The sequence below is a fragment of the Prosthecobacter sp. genome (assembly GCF_044378005.1).
Lineage (GTDB): Bacteria > Verrucomicrobiota > Verrucomicrobiia > Verrucomicrobiales > Verrucomicrobiaceae > Prosthecobacter.
This window is the reverse complement of record NZ_JBILYB010000044.1, coordinates 1-17,376: the sequence shown is the minus strand read 5'-3', so window position 1 is coordinate 17,376 and position 17,376 is coordinate 1. Positions and strand designations below refer to the sequence as shown.

Here is a 17,376-nt window from a genome sequence, read left to right as displayed (position 1 = left end):
TGACAAGTTTTAGGCGATATCTGCCTCAGGAAGTGACTAACACCGTCCACACACGCGCAGCAACAAGAACGCCACAAGTGGGGCAGAAAGCAGGTTGCAAATGCCATGAGGTTTGAACCCATCGCCCGTCCTTTCGCAGCCCACCAAGCCATGATTAGCTCACATAAATGGCTTTTCACACCACGAAATCACCTCAAAACAACGATCATAGGCCTTAACTGTGTGCCATTCACGCCATGCATATGATTGGGAGCCATCCTCACGAGGTCAAACACGCACCTCCAGCAGGGCAGCCTCCTCGGCATGAATGGGGCGGTTCACGGTGGTGTCGGCGCCAAGCAACTGATCCAGATCGTCATCGGAAAGCGCATCGAGATCCACGTCTTCAGCCGCTGCGGGTTCCGCAACGATCACGGCGAGAGTCGGCGAGGCACCTTTGGAAGCGCCCATGTGTTCGGCGATCAAGCTCGCGATCTGGCCGATGGTGCGGGCTTTCATCAAGCTCGCAGGTGGCAAGGCAACGCCGATGGAGCTTTCGATGGAGTTTTCAATCTCGACGGCCATGAGGGAATCGAGGCCGAGATCGGTTAGAGGCTGGTCAAAGCGCAGTCCTTCGGGTTTCACCCGCAGGACGGAGCCAACGACATCGCGCACGGCCTGGCCGATGACTTCGGTGCGATCCGCAGGGGCGGCGGACTCGATCTTGAGCCGCCAGTCGCTTTTCGTGCCGCTTGATTCGGGGGCATCGACACCAGCGGCGTAGATGCGCTCCAGCAGCGGGCTCTCCTGGCCGCCACGATAGGATTGGCGCCACTTCGACCAGTCCACACGCATCGCCAGAGCTTGCGTGGCACCCGCATTGAGGAAGGACTCGACCAGCACGACGACTTCGCCGGGCGACAGCGGCGTGGTGCCGTGAAGGGCCAGATATTCGGCCACGCGCTCATTGCGGGCCACATAGCCTTCGCCACCGAGCGCGCCCCAGTTGATCGCGAGCGCAGGTAGGCCGATGGCTTGACGATGATGCGCGAGCGCATCGAGGAAGGCATTCGCGGCGGCATAGTTGGCCTGCGCGGAGTTGCCAAAGACACTCGCAAGAGAGGAGAACATCACAAAGCAGTCCAAGTCCATGCCCAACGTGCCTTCATGCAGCAACCAAGCGCCATGTGCTTTCGGCGCGATCACCTTGATCATGCGATCACGCGTGAGCGCTGCCATGGGCGCATCGTCGATAACCATGGCGAGATGAAACACGCCCTTCAAAGGATGCCCTGCCGCTGAAATGCCAGCGAGCACGCGTTTCACATCTTCTGCTGATCCAGCATCCGCCTTGAAAACCTGCACATCGACGCCGCGAGCACGCAACTTGGTCACGAAGGCTGTGGCTGCGGGTGTGGAAGCCCCGCTGCGGCTGGTGAGCACAAGATGTTTTGCACCGCAGTCGGACAGCCATTCAGCCATGACTTTGCCAAAGCCGCCAAAGGCACCTGTGATCAGATAAGCGCCGTCCGGCTTCACTTCAAAGGTTGGAACCAGCGGTTCGCCGCGTCTCGCGACGAAAGGCTCGGGGAAGGACACGATGACTTTGCCGGTGTGTTTGCCTTGCGCCATCAGGCGGAAGGCGGAGTCGATGCGACAGGCTGGGAACGAGCGGAAGGGCAGTGGTTGCAGCTCCTTTTGTTCGACCAACTCGGCGATGGTTCCCAAGATCTGGCGCGTGCGCTTTTCATCGCCACTGAAGATCGCATCCATCGCGACGACATGGAACGAGGCGTTCTTCCGCAACGGCCAGAGCGGGATGCGGCTGTTTTGATAGATGTCGCGTTTGCCGATCTCGATGAAACGACCGAACTGCGCGAGGCAGGAGAGGCCCATCGGGATGGCCTCGGCGGCGAGCGCGTTCAGCACCACATCCACGCCTTTGCCATCGGTGAGTTCCATCACGGCTTCCGCAAAGTCAGCACGCCGCGAATCAATGACGTGCTTCACACCGAGGACGGTGAGCAGCGAGCGCTTGGCCGCGCTACCGGCACTAGCGATGACTTCCGCGCCGAGATGATGCGCGATTTGGATCGCCGCCATGCCCACGCCGCCTGCCCCTGCATGAACGAGCACGCGCTCGCCCGTCTGCAACTGCGCCACGGTTTTCAGCGCATGCCAGGAGGTCATAAAGACCACGGGCAGCGTTGCCGCTTCTTCAAAGGACAGGCCATCGGGGATGATGCGTACATCACCAGCACGCGCCATCGAGTCGGTGGCGAGACCGAAAACAGCGAGGCCAAACACGCGGTCACCGGCCTTCACATGCGTGACACCAGCGCCGACAGCTTTAACAACACCAGCCACTTCATCGCCAAAGATGCGCGCATCGGCTGTCTCAGCGGGATAAAGCGCCAGCGCCTTGAGCACATCGCGGAAGTTCATGCCAGAGGCTTTCACATCGATCACCACCTCGCCTGCGCCACAGGGCGGCAGCGCGAATGGCACCAAGCGAAGTGCATCGAGTAAACCACGCTCGCGAGATTCGAGCCGGAGCGGCACGTTGCGATCCAAGATCTGCTCTCTCGGCTCCAAACCACGAGTGATGCGGCGGGCATAACGAGCTTCGCCGCGGAAGGCGATCTCACGTTCGGTGTCTAGTTGCAGCAGTTCGTTCCAAATCAGCGTATTGTCCGTGGTCTCAACATCGGACGGCAGATCAATGCTGCGGCAGGTGAAGTTGTTGTGTTCATTGGCGATCACGCGCATCAGGCCGATGGAGGGGCTTTGAGCAAGGGAGATGACATTGTCACGACCGACGGCTTGAGCAGCGCGTGTGATGACATCTAAATGCAGCTTGGCCGCAGGGCTGATGATTTCGATGGCCTGTGTCAGATGGAACAAGGCATCGGTGCCGAGCATGGCTTCGCCCGGATCGGACTCATCGAGACTCCACAGGAAGACAAAGCGCTCAGGGGCTTCATCGGCGCAGGATTGCAGCAGTTGCTTCCAATCTTCGGGCGCTTCGGCTCGCAGGGTGAATGCGTCGGATCCTTCAGACTCAAAGGCAGTGCCGCGATGCGCGATGCGGCAGCGTACACCACTAAGGCGGAGCTGCGTAACGAGGTTTTCGCCAAGACCGGATGAATCGGCAAAGATGAGCCAGGATTTCTCGGCAGGCGCTTCGACAATGTCTGGCGCAGTTGCGATTGGTTCGCTCCATGGCTTGCGGGCCATAAGGCCGATGAGGCTTTCACCGCCTTGGGAGCGGATCAGGCCGGAGAGTGACGCGGTTTCGCTAAATCCCGTTTCGCTGAGCACCTTTTGCCATTGCTCGCGTTCCAGCAGCGGATGATGCGGACGCAGATCTCGATCCGTAAAGCGCCACCAGCCGCTGGTGAGACCGAAGACGGCGTTCAACCACAAATGCGGTGTGGCGACATCGACAAACAACAAGCTGCCGCCAGGGGCGAGCAAATCGTTGATGTGGCGCAGTGCGACACGCACATCGCTCACGGCATGGATGACGTTGGTGCCGAGAATGATGTCGAAGGAGCCGAGATCGAACTCCTGCTCGTTGCCGGGCTTTTCGAGATCGAAGGTGTGGAACTCGACTTCGGGATAAGCGGCCAGCTTTTGACGCGCAGCGGGGAAGAAGGCGGCGGAGACATCGCTGAACACATACGAATGGACGCCGCGCTCGATGAGCGGCAGCACCTGTGAGGCTAGGCCGCCAGTGCCTGCGCCGATCTCCAGAATGCGCAGTCCGCGTCCTTCAGGAAGCTGACGCGCAGCCTCCGCCACCGCGCTGCCGATGGCGGCGAGCCAGGGACTCGTAACGAGGCCGTCGCCATAAAATTGATCGAGCAAGTCAGCGCCGCCGCTGGTGAACAAGACCTGCACGGCCTCCTTTTCGCCACGCATGATGGGACCGAGTTCCGCGCAGGTAGCACCGCAGAGCAAGGCCTCTGGCAGATGGCCTGGATACTTGCCGAGGCTCTCACTGAGCAGTTGAGACGCGCTGTCAGCCGCTTCCGTGAACTCAGGCGTTGTTTGATAGCCACCTTGCTCCTTCGTGAGCAGATTCAATGATACCAAATTGTCCGCGAGTTGCTCGAATGAGCGATGCATGGACTCCGCCACGCTAAGTGACTCAGCGGCGAAGATTTCATCTTCGGTGCAGCCCGCTCCCATATCTCTTAGGCCGCTCGCGACTTGCGCAGCAGTGAGTTTGTCACCTGCGGCGCTCGCGGCATCCAGATTGTTACGTCCGCGCATGTCGAGCACTTCATCCAGCGCGAGCTGGGCGACCTCATGCAGACGGCTCAAAGCCACGGGGGCAGGTGATGCCGCGCGAGGACTCGTAGGACGCTTTTCCCAGGCCACATGGTAAGTCACATCGCGGCCTTTGCCGGTTTTGCCGGTGCGCTTGGCTCCTTCCACGCTGATGGCGCGGAAGCCGTCGATGCGCACGCAGGGCTTGCCGGATTCGTCAAAGAGTTCGATGCCGCCTTCGACAAACTCATCGTTAGCCTGCTTCACACCGGCACGCACGAGGCTTGAGGCTCCGGGCGAACGTAGGAACAAGATGCGGGCAAAGCGCACGGGCAATCGCAGCCCGGCGGTACGGCCTTCAATCGTCGCGGCACCGGCGGAGAAGATTTGTAACGCGCCGTCAAAGAGCACGGGATGCAGCGGATACTCAGCCGCACGTTGTGCAATCGTTTGGCCCAACGAAACACGACCTGACGACTTGCCAGCGCCTGCGGAAAGCTCGCGGATGGGGCGGAACTCCTCGCCATAGCGCAGGCCCATGTCGGCCATGTGGCCGTAGAAGGTGTCGAGGCCGACGTTTGGTAAAGTGGAAGTCTCCCAAGCCGACGAGACGAAGGAGGACTCGGTGCGCTCGCCGCGCATGGAGCCGACGACATGCGTGGACCATGAGGCTCCGTTTTCAAATTTGCTCTGGATGGAGAACGTGCGCTCGGCGAGATCATACGTCAGCTCCAGCAGTAGGCCGGACGGCGGATCAGGCAGGATGAGCGGCTTGCGAATCTCGAAGTCTTCGATGACGAAGGCTTTGCCCTCGAACAATTGCACACCGGCTTCGAGGACCATTTCGACGAAGCCTGCGGCGGGGAAGATGATGAGGTTTTCGACGCGATGATCCTTCAAGAAGGCCATGTGGCGATTGTCGAGACGTGTGATCCACGTCGGCGTGGCGCGAGCGAGCCGGACATCGAGCAAACCTCGACCACCAGGAGCGAGACGACCTTCACGCATGTCGGCGGATTCATTCCACCAGCGCGCTTTGTCCCATGAGTAAGTCGGCAGCGTCAAAAGACGACGCGATGGCGTGAGCGCCTTGAAGTCGAGCACGACACCAGCGAGATGCAGATCCATCGCGGTTTCGAGCAAGGATTCATGCTCGCGTTCACGACGCGCTGAAGCCAGCACAGCATTTTTGCCGCCGCTCTCGGCGAGGCATTCCTGAATGGAACGCACCAGCGCTGGATGCGCACCGATTTCGAGCCAGGCATCGACACCGAACTCGGCCAGCGCCGCAATCGCTGGCGCAAACTCCACCGGCTGCCGCACACCGCGTGACCAGTGGCCCGCATCGCATGATGCGCCATCGAGACGCTGACCTGTGACCGTGCTGAAGAAGGGAAGCGTCTCAGGCGTTGGCGTGAGATCAGCCAGCGCTGTCTTTAAGGCATCGGCAGCGGGCTGCATCATCACGTGATGGAAGGGATGGCTGACTTGCAGGAAACGGGCGAAGACACCCTTCGATTCCAGTTCGGCAGCGATGACTTCCAGTGAGGTCTTCAAGCCCGACAGCGTGAGTGAGCGAGGTCCATTGAAGGCAGCGATGCTCACCGTACGGTCATGTTTGGCAATCACGGCGCGAGCTTCATCGGGACTCATGCCGACAGCGAGCATGGTGCCACCAGCGGCAGCACACTCGTCCATGAAGCGTCCGCGCAGCACGATAATCTTCGCAGCTTGATCGAGCGTGAGGATGCCTGCCACGCATGCGGCGGCGACTTCACCCACACTGTGTCCGACGACAGCCGCAGGCTGAATGCCCCATGACTGCCAAAGAACTGCGAGTGCCATCTGCATCGCGAAAATCGCAGGCTGCGAGATCTCGGTGCGCTGCATTTTTGTCTCAGCTTCGGGACGATTGAGTTCGTCCATCAGTGAGAATTTGGCCCATGGCCGCATGGCCTTGTCGCAGGCCTCGATCATGCGTTTGAAGACCGGTTCATACTGCATGAGTTCGCGGCCCATGCCTTGCCATCGCGGGCCTTGACCACTCATGACGAAGACCACACGCGCAGCTTGTTCGGGGCGCGGCGTGAAGGCGGTGCGCATGCGCGGACCGGGTTGTCCGGTCGAGAAGGCGCTGAGTTCCTGCACCATCTCGCCAATCGTGCGGGCGGTGAGCGCGAGGCGATGCGAGTGATGATTGCGCCGTGCGCCGAGCATGTAAGTGAGGTCCGGCAACAGCGGCGAACTGCCATTCAGCTTCGAATGATCATCCAACCACACGCTCAACTGCCAGGCCGAAACGCGCAGCGCCTCTTCGGAACGAGCGGAGAGCGTCAAAGGCCACGCGCGGCTTGTATCAGGACTTACATGAGCTCGTGGTGCCTGTTTCGGAGCTTCCGAGAGGATCACATGCGCGTTGGAGCCGCCAAAGCCGAAGGAATTGATGCCAGCATGGCGCGTGGCACCGTTTCCAGGAAAAGCTTCGTTCGCCACCGGCATGCGTAACTTCAGCGCGGTAAAGTCGATGTGCGGATTGGGCGTGTCAAAGTGGAGACTCGCCGGAATGCGTCCGTGTTTGAGCACGAGAGCGGCTTTGACCAGACCTGCTACTCCAGAGGCGGTTTCCAAGTGGCCAAGATTCGTTTTCACCGAACCAATGACGAGTGGATTGTCATCTGTGCGGTCGGCGCACAATGCCTCGGCGAGCGCGTGAGCTTCGATGGGATCTCCCACGGCTGTTCCGGTGCCATGAGCTTCGACGTAGCCGATTTGGGAAGGTTTGACGCCAGCGATCACGCATGCATCGCGCACGAGCCGCGCCTGGGCTTCAGGACTTGGCAGCGAGATGCCATTCGTGTGGCCATCCGAGTTCACCGCGGAGCCGATGATCACTGCATGAATTGGATCGCCATCGGCGATGGCTTCCGAGAGTTTTTTCAGGAGTACCATGCCTGCGCCTTCGCCGCGCACGAAGCCATTAGCGGAGGCATCGAAGGCCTTGCATTTGCCTTCGGGGGACAGCATCCCGGCTTGCGAAAAGCCGATGAAGCCATCCGGCGTGATCATCACAGTCACACCTCCGGCCATCGCTGTTTTGCAATGTCCGGCCAGGATATGCTCGCAGGCCACATGCACGGCGGTCAGCGCGGAGGAACAGGCGGTGTCCATCGCGATGCTTGGGCCGGTGAGGTTTAGGCAATAGGAGATGCGATTTGCCGCGATGCTGTGCGCGCTGCCGGTGGGCGTGTGCGCGCTGATGCCCGCGCGATCTGTGGGCGTGTGTTGCAGGCCCTGGTAGTCATTGTGCGAGATGCCGACGAAGACACCGATGTCCGTGCCCTTGTCGAGATCGAGCACAACGCCTGCGTCTTCGATGGCTTCATACGCTGTTTCGAGCAGCAGACGCTGCTGCGGATCAATGTAAGGTGCCTCACGTGGCGAGATGCCGAAGAACTGGGGGTCAAATTGGTCAATGCCTTCAATGAAGCCACCACGTTTCGCGATGGTCTTGCCGACGATGCCCGGCTCCGCATCGTAGAAGCGCTCCACATTCCAGCGATCCGCAGGCACATCACCCACAGCCTCGCGGCCTTCTTCCAGCAGCTTCCAGAACGACTCCGCATCATTCACCCCACCAGGGAAACGGCAGCCGATGCCAATGATCGCGATGCCCTCCTTGTTTGGCGTTGCAGGCGAGGGCGTCGAAGCAGGATGGGCGAGTGTGGGCATGTTCAATAAGGGAAAGAGTTCACGGCCCCGCTGCATGAAGCCGCCTCCACCGTTCAATCAGAATCAGGTGTGGGTTCCCTCACTACCTGACCTGCTGTTCATATGCCATGGGGTGAAACCCTACCTTGGCATGTCATGCGGCGGAGATGGGGTCTAACCCTACCTGGGCAGATAGGCATTGCCTCTGACCACTCAAGCAGACGATAGCAGACGCCTATGTGTGGCATTGCTGGTGTGATGGACCTGGCCGGTAGGCGAACGGTGTCCGAAGGTGTGGTCGAACGTATGGCGCGGGCGCTGATTCATCGAGGGCCGGACGAGGAGGGCTTTCTGCATCGGCCTGGTGTGGCGCTGGCTTCTCGACGGCTGAGCGTTGTTGGTTTGGCTGATGGGCAGCAGCCGATGTGCAATGAGGACGAGAGTGCGTTCACCGTCTATAATGGCGAGTTCTTCGACTTTCCCGAGAAGCGCGCGGAGCTGGTGGGGCGCGGGCATCATCTGCACACGCACTGCGACACGGAGATCATCCCGCATCTGTGGGAGGAGAGCCGCGAGGGCATGTTTGAGCGGATGCGTGGTCAGTTCGCCGTCGCTTTGTATGATGTGCATCGGCATCAGCTCACGCTGGGGCGCGATCGCTTCGGCATCTCGCCGCTTTATTGGACGCTGCAAGGCGACTGGCTGCTGTTTGCCTCCGAGATCAAAGGACTGCTGGCCTCGGGCCTGGTGACAGCAAAGGCCGATCTGCGTGGGCTGGATCACATCTTCACCTTTGGCGCGATGCCGGGGCCGGTGACGTGTTTTGAAGGCATCCGGCTTCTGCCTGCGGGGCATTATTTGCAGATCACGCCGGGGGATGCGGAGCCGATCAAGGAGCGCGCCTACTGGACGATGGATTTCCCAAATCACGGCGATGAAGACCCTCATGCTGATCCGCGTAAGTTGGTGGATGAGCTTGAAGATGTCTTGCTAAAGGCAGTGGATAAACGGCTGCGAGCTGATGTGCCGGTGGGGGCTTATCTCTCGGGCGGACTGGACTCCAGCATGATCGTGGCGATGGCCTGCAAGCTTAAAGGCACCGCCATCAACACCTATACGATCCGCGTGGACGATCCGAAGCTCGATGAACTCAGCGCGGCGAATAACACGGCCAAGCACATCGGCACGAAGGCTCCCATCGTTCAGGAGTTTCGAGCCAGCGATGCGCTGGACATGTATCCGCAACTCATCCAAGCCGCCGAGGCACCGGTGATCGACACCTCCTGCGCGGCGCTGCTCATGCTGGCACGTCGGGTTCATTCCAACGGCCAAAAAGTGGTGCTCACAGGCGAAGGCGCTGACGAGTGGCTGGCGGGTTATCCATGGTACAAGATCGCGAAGATCTTCGGTGCGATGGATGTCATTCCGGGCCTGCGCTTGAGTGACATGGCGCGGCGTGCGTTTCTGCGGCTGAACAAGGTGCCGCATTATCCTGCCACGAGCCGGAAAATGTGGGAAGACGCTGTTGGTGGCCCGAATGCTTGGATCGACAGCTACGGCGTGCTGGCGCTCTCGAAGCTGCGCTTCTACGGCGAGCCGATGCGCGAGGTGTTGGCTGAGGCACGACCTTGGGAGGATCTCGGAATGAATCTGGATCGCGCCAAGCACTGGAGTCCGCTGAACCGCAGTCTCTGGGTCGGTGCGCGAGTCACGCTCGCCGGACATTTGCTGCAAGCGAAGGGAGACCGAGTGGCGATGCACTCCTCGGTGGAGGTGCGCTATCCGTTTCTCGATGAAGATGTCTTTGACTTCACCGCCAAGCTGCATCCGCAGTGGAAGCTGAACGGTTTCCGCGACAAGCATCTGCTGCGCCTCGTCGCCGAGCGCTGGCTGCCCAAAGAGATCGCACGGCGCCAGAAGGTCATCTTCCGCGCTCCGCTGGACAGCTTCCACATCGATCCCGAGCCAAAGTTTGTCAGCGAACTGCTCAGCGAGGAATCGTTACGCCGCACTGGTTACTTCGATGTCGCCCAGGTGCGGCATTGGCGGAAGGCGTTTCGTGAGTTGAGAGTCGGCTCACTGCCGCGCCTTTCGGTGGAGATGGGCCTCGCGGCTGTCGTTGCCACGCAGCTTTGGCATCACACGTTCATTGATGGCTCGCTGGCTGATTTGCCGACTTCGGTGCCCGCAAAGTGGGATGTGCCATCGGCGTTCTTTGCCGAGTGAATCACGGCAGCTTCGCCAAGGCATCGCGGCCGCGTTGCTTCAACTCAGGGTCATCGTGTTCCATGTTGGGCATTGACATGCCCTTCTGGATGAACAGCCGCGCCTCGGCATTTTTTCCCATCTGCGCATAGGTCCGGCCCAGCTCGATGTAGTGACGCAGACGTGTGGGATTGATGGCGATGGCTTTGTCGAAGCAAGCCACGGCGGCTTCGTTCGTGGTTGTGGGCAGCTTGCCGTAGATGAGTCCGCCCAGCGCTCGCTTGACGCCGCCGACGTTGGCCAGTGCCTTATGCCAGCGGCCAAGCACATGCCAAGCCACGTCGTTGCGCGGATCGAGTCGGATCGCCTTGTCGGCACCCGCTTTGATGCGCGGCGAGGCTTCCACCTGCTCCTTGCTACCTTGGTGCGGCAGCATCTTACCATAAGTGATGGCGGGACAGAGCTGCGCTTCCGAATCATTCGGCGCAAGCGCCGCAGCCCGCTTGCCATAGCCGAGTGCCAGACCGCCGAGCCGGAGCTTCTCCGTGCTCGACGTGGTGTCGGTCATCAGATGGCGATACTGCCGCGCGATGCGCAGCAGCAGCGGCACGTTCTGTGGCTCCAGTTTTTCGGCCGGGATGTAGTGTTGCAGTGCCTTGGCTGCCTGGAAGGTGCGGTCAAAACCATCGCCAAGCCCCATGAGGTCATTCGCGGTTTGAGCGTGGATTGCCGTGCAGGTGAGCAGCAAAGCTGCGATGATCAGTGAAAGGCGCATGAGGTTAGGATTTGGTTTCCATCAAGCGGCCCGCGTTCAAGAGTTCAGCCTCGCTGAGCCGGGGGCCGACGAGTTGCAAGCTGGTCACGGGAACGGTTTTGCCTCTAGCTGGCATTTTGATAGGCAACGCCAGCGCAGGATTGCCGGCGAAATTCACACCCACGGTGTTTTGCATGTCAAACACGCGCCATTCAAACACAGCGTCTGAACCCCAGAAAGGCATCTTTGGCGGCAGGCCTTGCAGCGTCGGCACGGCGATGAAATCCACCTGCTTGAAAATCTGGCGGAGGTCGTGCTGCCATGCGGCCTTTCGCTTCAGCGCAGCCTTGTAGTTGCCTTTATAGTCGAGCTCGCCCGACATGATCACGAGCTTTGTCAAAAGACTCACGCCCTTCAGATTGGCATACTTTTGATCGTTCTGCCAAGTGTCTGCAAGCGCCACCACCTTGCCGTCTTTCTCCGCCTGTTTCCACTTGGCCTGGAAGCTCTTGTTGAGCTTGATGACCTTGAAGTGCTGGGCGGCGAGAGCCGCATCGAGAACGCGGTCGATCTCGGGGTCAGTGCCATCGAGATAAAGTCGCCCGATGGTGATGTGCCTTGCCAGAGGTTTGTCTGCGACGACTTCCCTGTAGCGCGACGCAAAACCTCGCTCCAGCAAATCCATGCCCTGCACCAAATGATCCACGTTTCGGGCTAATGGCCCGACGGTATCCAGATGCTTGGGTGAGATGGGAAAAACGCCCTGGGTCGAAACGAGGCCAAAGGTCGTCTTCAAGCCGTAAACTCCGCAGCAGGCCGCCGGCACACGGATCGAACCGCCGGTGTCCGTGCCGAAGGCCACATCCGCCATGTCCGTGGCCACCGACATCGCCGAGCCACTCGATGAGCCACCAGGTATGACTTCGTTCCGGCCATCCAAGCGGCTTTTCGGCGTACCAAAGAAGCTGTTCTTGCCAGAGACCGTGATCGCAAACTCGGTAAGATTCGTTTTGCCCACGATCCGGACGTTCCCCTGCCGGGCGAGAGCCAGACATGGGGCATCGCGTGCTGATGGCGCGCTATTCTTCGCCACATACTCTGATCCTGCTGAGGTGACCCGACCCTTCATGTTGATGTTGTCTTTGATCGCAAGCCGCAGGGCGGTGCTGCCAACAGGCGGTGGCCAATATGAGATGAACGCGTGTTCACGCGAGCGCCTGATATTCCGTTGCTGCGTAGAATCGCAGCCATTGGCAAAGATCAGCAGCAACAGCACACCCAGAAATAAACCCGATTGAGCCATGTTGCGGAGACATTTGTTCTTTATCATAGCAGCCAACATGATGCCTTAGCTCCGAACAACAATGGGGTGAATACTCCATTGAAACGATTTGGTTGTGACGAAGCTACCACCCGCTGCGCACATTCCACTTCTCCATGAGGTCGGTGGAAAGCTCGGTAATGAAGCGGCTGGGCTTCATGAGGATGTCGCCATCACGGGCCTGATGATTGATGAGAGGATAGGTGAGATACAGTTCATCCTTCGCGCGGGTGACGGTGACGTAGAAGAGGCGGCGTTCTTCTTCGAGGCCGAGGTCGCTTTCCTCGACGGCGCGTGCATGAGGGAACATGCCGTCGGCCATCCAGATGGCGAAAACGGTGTGCCATTCGAGCCCCTTCGCCTGATGCGCGGTGGTGAGGGTAACGGCGTCGCGCTCTTCCTGCTGGTCGGGTTTGTTGTCGGTATCGACACCACTAAGCAGGCTGAGATTGCTGAGGAACTCCAGCGGATCAGTGAAGCGGCTGGAGTAGTTGCTGAGCTGTTCGAGGTCCTGCTGGCGCTGCTCGGCATTCTTGAACTTGGCCCGCATGTAGTCCTCATAGACGCCGTCATAGATGCTGCGGATCATCTCGGGCGGCGTCGCGGGTTTGCCATCGACGATGAGTTCATCCAACGTGTAGGCGAACTGATCCCAGGTCTCCCGCGCCTTCTTCGGCACGGTCATGGGGATGAAGAGGTCGCTGAATTTGCCGGGCATGACTTCGGCATTGGCGGCCTCCGTTTTCAGCCACTCGTTCCACACTTTGTTCGCGCTGGCTCCGCCGATGCCGGGGATGAGCTTCACCATGCGCATGAAGCTGACTTCATCCCGCCGGTTGATGGCGAACTTGATGAAGCAGGCCACGTCCTTCACATGCGCCTGCTCAAAGAAGCGGAGGCCGCTGGTGATCTTGAAGGGGATGCCGCGGCTGGTGAGTTCCATTTGCAGCTCCATGCTGTGAAAGTGGGCGCGGTAGAGGATGGCGATTTCGTTCAGCTCGATGCCTTCATCCTGCTGCTCCAGAATGCGCTGGCAAACAAACGATGCCTGGGCGCTTCCACTGTCCAGCGGCACGAGCGCGGGCAGTGTCCCCTTCCCTTCCCTGGCTGGCTGGAGGTTTTTGCGGATCTGCGCGCGGTTGTTCGCGATGCTGGCATTGGCGAGTTCCAGCACCTCGGGGACGCTGCGGTAGTTCACCTCGATCTTGAAGACCCGGGCTCGGGGCCACTGCTCGTGGAAGTTGAGGATGTTTGTCACATCCGCACCGCGCCAGGAGTAGATGGACTGGGCGTCATCTCCCACGACCATGAGGTTGCCATCCTTGCCGGTGATCATCTCAATGAATTCGCACTGGAGGCGGTTGGTGTCCTGGTACTCGTCCACCAGCACAAACTCGAACTGCTGCTGGTAGCGCTCCCGGAGGTCGGGGTTGTCTTTAAGGAGGCGGACGCACTGGGTGAGGAGGTCGTCGAAGTCCATGCAGTTGGTCTCGACCTTTTTCTTTTGGTAAAGCTTCCGCAGGGTGATGATGTCGGGGATGATGTGGTCGAAGTAGGGGTAGCGGGTGGAGACGATGTCCTCGATGGACTCGCAAGTGTTGTCCGCCATGGAGAAGATGTCGCCGAGGACTTCAGCCTTGGGGAAGCGGATGCCTTCGGTGTCGATGCCGCTGCCCGTGACGACGGTTTCAAGGAGGTCTTTTTGATCCTCGCGATCCATGATGGAGAAGCCTTTGCGGTAGCCGAGGCGCTCAGAGTTCCAGCGGAGGAATTTGTTCCCGATGCTGTGGAAGGTGCCGCTCCAGAGCCGCTTCGTATCCACCGGGACGAGCATGGTGACGCGCTCCAGCATCTCACGCGCGGCTTTGTTCGTGAAGGTGAGCAGCAGGATCTGCTCGGGCGGGACGCCATTGTCCAGAAGCCAGGCGACACGGTAGGTGAGGGTGCGTGTCTTGCCCGAGCCAGCACCGGCGATGACGAGGGTCTGTCCCGGGGGCGCTGTGACGGCGGCGTGCTGCTGCTCGTTGAGCTCGGCTTTGTAATTGATGCGCGGGCCAGTGTGGGCGGAGCTGTGCAGCGTGTATTCGCGGGCCATTGGGAGAGACTTGGAGAGAGGGGATAACGCGGGACGTGGAGCGTTAGTGCGTCAAATGGGACGTAGTCTCCCCCAGGCAAATAGGAGGCGACGATCTGAAGCCCGAACTGCTAAAGCTGGAACGCTGTGCGAAGGAATAGCCTAGATTATTATACACGAAGGCAAAAAGCGGCCTGAATTTGACGCGCATTGAGAGATCAACACAGACGTATAAACTATACCAATCCAGCCCGCCCCGATTTCAATTCCCGAGTGTGCATGGTGGCTCAACTGCGCAGTGGCTCCCGCCTGTGCTTTTTGCTTCGCGGATCAGGCCAAGCAACAGCATAAAGATTCATTCTTCGCTTGGTTTCTTGCGAAACCCTTGGATCCGCCCGTCACCTCGATAAAGATAAATTTTCTCCACATCTTCACGTTTCATAATGAGCCAAGGTGAGAGTATGTTGCGCCCATTCTTCGTGAACACGAGGTTGTCGGCGAGATACACACATGAATGGTAGGCATCCCCACTATCTTTATTAAGAAAGAATAAAATATCTCCATATTTATAAGGCGGCTCTACAAGCGCGAACTTTTCCAGAACTGCGCTTGTAGCCAAACGTGAATCTAAAAGATATTCATGAGGATCATAGTTAAAAAAGTTCAGAGAGGTCCAATGGCAATCTGGAAGTATACCTTGTCTTCCCATGTCAAGGCTTGGGTATGTATAAAGCAACTTTCGCACGAGAGCGGGTAGCATATGAGAGAGGGGCAATGCCTCAATCCCATCCGTATCAATAATCGATTGCAATAGAGGCTCCACGTCTTTCCTCCGCAGGCCCATACCAAGGGTCCAGTAGCTAACAACTTCATCAACGTTAGTATCATGATTCGCCTCAATTTTTACCATGAGTCCACGAGTTCGTGTCATTGCTTTAAAGATTGAACGCGCTTCACTGTCCGATTGAGCGAAACTCAATAAATATGGAATATCACTAAACGCTGTAGTTTCACCCCTTTTGTATGACAACTGCTGTATTTTACTTACCAAATCCTGACGCAGCTTACTCGTCCTGTACCAATCACTTACCGATTGACCTATAATCAAAACCGGATTTTCATAATACTCATTTATTGGATATTTCGCTAATTCAGTATATAAATTAGACTTTACATCTTGGCTAATTGATTCGATATCGGCACCAGAAGGAAATAAATAAATGAAGCCATCCGTAACAACTTTATTTTTTGATTCAAGCAAAGCATTACTGACCGCCTCAGAGAGACCCAATTTCTGGAATAATGCTGGTAGATCATTAATCAAGGATTCAGGGAATGCCCAACGTGGCTGTGTATTTGGAAGTGGAAAATTATTAATCAGTTGCTTCGGCGCCTCGAGATAAATGTAGGCACACCGAAGTTTACCCCAAAGACCTGGTGAGGCGTAAAACACATTAGGATTGATCGCTCCAGTAGTATCTTTCACCGTAAAACCAGTCATACTTTCCGTTTTTTGCGTAAGCAATAACTGCAAATTTTCCAAATTTGATATTTGAGCCTGCAACGGCAGAAACAGCCCGGCAAAAAAGAATATAGGAGCCACAAAAACTGTGAAATTTACTGCCAAAGAGAATCTAAAAATCGTGTGGTGACTGAAGGGTGCTGTCATGTGGTGTTTTACGCTACAACTATAACCGAGTGCAGCACTTGCTTTTTATCACATATTCAATTCCTCTTTTTAACATTACCAAAAGAGACAATACTTATCTTTTGGGATCTGTTTTTCTTTTTGTTGTACAAAGCACCTCTGAATAGGGTGTGTTTGATTTTCCGAGGAGCGCCCAGCGGCCTGTCAGATCTTAGAGGCTGTCTTTGACGTGAGCAGGCCGACACCCATAGTGATGAGGCAACCGAAAAGGCTGAACCAGATAAAGGAGACGACCGGCGCGTGCTTCACGGCAGTGAAGTAGCCATTTTGATACAAATAGATGCTCAGCAGGCCGACAAAGCCAGCGAGGCAGCCGAGGAGAGCGCCGCGTGTGCTGGCGCGCTGGGTGAACATGCCGAGGAAGAACAGCCCGAGCAGCGGTCCGCCGATCAGCCCGATGACGGTGTTCACGGATTCGACGAGGTTGCCCGGCATGGCCGAGACAGCAAAGGCGAGCCCCATGACGAGCACGCCATAACCGACGGTGATCCAGCGGGCGTTGCCGACCTGCTGCGCCTGGGTGCCGACGGGAGCCTTTGAGAGACGTTGTTTGAAATCGACGACGGTCGCGGATGCCAATGAGTTGAGCCCTGCCGAGATGGTGGACATGCTCGCCGCATAGATCGCGGCGATGAGAAGACCGGGAAGTCCAGCGGGAAGCTGCGTGACGACGAAGTAGGGCAGGATCTGATCCTCTTTGGCGATCAAGCCAGCGGCGAGTGGATCGCCATGAATCTTGTAGAAGGCGTAGAGCACGAGGCCGGTGCCGTAGAAGAGAACAAGTACGGGCAGCACGAACCAGAGTTTGATCCAGAGCGAGCGCTGCGCCTCCTTTAAACTGCCAGCGCTGAGGTAGCGCTGCACGGAGACTTGATCGGTGGCCATTTGCACGAGGTGCAGAAAAGCACCGGCAAGCAGGATGGAGTAGATGTTCACGCGCTCGGCGATGCTGAATGAGAAGCTGATGTCCATGCGGCCATCCGTAAGTGCCGTGTCCCAGACGCCGCCAAGTCCGCCGGGGATCTTGCTTAGCGCCACGATTACGATGAGGAGTTGTCCGCCAAAGAGCACTACGAGCTGCATCACGTCCGTCCAGATCACGGCCTTCATGCCGCCGAGTGCGGTGTACAGCGTGGTCAGCGTGCCGGAGGCGAGAATGGTGATCCACAACGGCAGGCCGGTGACTTTTTCCAAAGCGAGCGCTGGAGCATAAGTCGCCGCAGCAAGCCAGAGCGCGACACGAAAGATGAACAAGCCTGAGGCCAGCAGCCGCACCGACAGCGAGAAACGCTCCTCTAGAAAATGATAAGCGGTGTAGAAGCGCGACTGGTAGAACTTTGGCATCATCCAGA

General features: G+C 58.2%; 7 protein-coding genes. 1 reads left to right on the top strand and 6 read right to left on the bottom strand.

Annotation, left to right across the window (positions count from 1 at the left end; genetic code table 11):
- Positions 1–267: 267 nt before the first annotated feature.
- On the bottom strand, positions 268–7,983 hold the full coding sequence (locus AC6FTP_RS10905) for an SDR family NAD(P)-dependent oxidoreductase (RefSeq protein ID WP_497206947.1): 7,716 nt from the start codon (positions 7,981–7,983) through the stop codon (positions 268–270).
- Between the two features lie 216 nt (positions 7,984–8,199).
- Between AC6FTP_RS10905 and asnB the strand changes: the two genes are divergently transcribed.
- On the top strand, positions 8,200–10,188 hold the full coding sequence (gene asnB, locus AC6FTP_RS10900; protein ID WP_497206946.1) for an asparagine synthase (glutamine-hydrolyzing): 1,989 nt from the start codon (positions 8,200–8,202) through the stop codon (positions 10,186–10,188).
- A gap of 1 nt (position 10,189) precedes the next feature.
- Here asnB and AC6FTP_RS10895 read toward each other — a convergent pair whose 3' ends face one another.
- The 5 genes from AC6FTP_RS10895 to AC6FTP_RS10875 all read right to left on the bottom strand — a co-directional run.
- Complete coding sequence (locus tag AC6FTP_RS10895; RefSeq protein WP_497206945.1) at positions 10,190–10,942, bottom strand: hypothetical protein; 753 nt, start codon at positions 10,940–10,942, stop codon at positions 10,190–10,192.
- Positions 10,943–10,946: 4 nt separating this feature from the next.
- Positions 10,947–12,224 (bottom strand): amidase, encoded by a 1,278-nt coding sequence (locus tag AC6FTP_RS10890; protein WP_497206944.1) that lies wholly within the window; start codon positions 12,222–12,224, stop codon positions 10,947–10,949.
- Positions 12,225–12,327: 103 nt separating this feature from the next.
- Entirely contained in the window at positions 12,328–14,337 is a 2,010-nt protein-coding gene (locus AC6FTP_RS10885; RefSeq protein WP_497206943.1) for an ATP-dependent helicase, read from the bottom strand.
- Positions 14,338–14,671: 334 nt separating this feature from the next.
- Positions 14,672–15,985: a hypothetical protein gene (locus AC6FTP_RS10880; protein ID WP_497206942.1), complete on the bottom strand. Its 1,314-nt coding sequence runs from the start codon at positions 15,983–15,985 to the stop codon at positions 14,672–14,674.
- Between the two features lie 183 nt (positions 15,986–16,168).
- The coding region (locus AC6FTP_RS10875; RefSeq protein WP_497206941.1) for a sodium:solute symporter family transporter at positions 16,169–17,376 on the bottom strand (1,208 nt) is incomplete at its 5' end.

Bases quoted from the DNA above. Each gene is read 5' to 3' on its own strand.
- AC6FTP_RS10880 (WP_497206942.1), bottom strand. From the start codon at position 15,985: ATGACAGCACCCTTCAGTCACCACACGATTTTTAGATTCTCTTTGGCA.
- AC6FTP_RS10905 (WP_497206947.1), bottom strand. From the start codon at position 7,983: ATGCCCACACTCGCCCATCCTGCTTCGACGCCCTCGCCTGCAACGCCA.
- asnB (WP_497206946.1), top strand. From the start codon at position 8,200: ATGTGTGGCATTGCTGGTGTGATGGACCTGGCCGGTAGGCGAACGGTG.
- AC6FTP_RS10890 (WP_497206944.1), bottom strand. From the start codon at position 12,224: ATGGCTCAATCGGGTTTATTTCTGGGTGTGCTGTTGCTGCTGATCTTT.
- AC6FTP_RS10895 (WP_497206945.1), bottom strand. From the start codon at position 10,942: ATGCGCCTTTCACTGATCATCGCAGCTTTGCTGCTCACCTGCACGGCA.
- AC6FTP_RS10885 (WP_497206943.1), bottom strand. From the start codon at position 14,337: ATGGCCCGCGAATACACGCTGCACAGCTCCGCCCACACTGGCCCGCGC.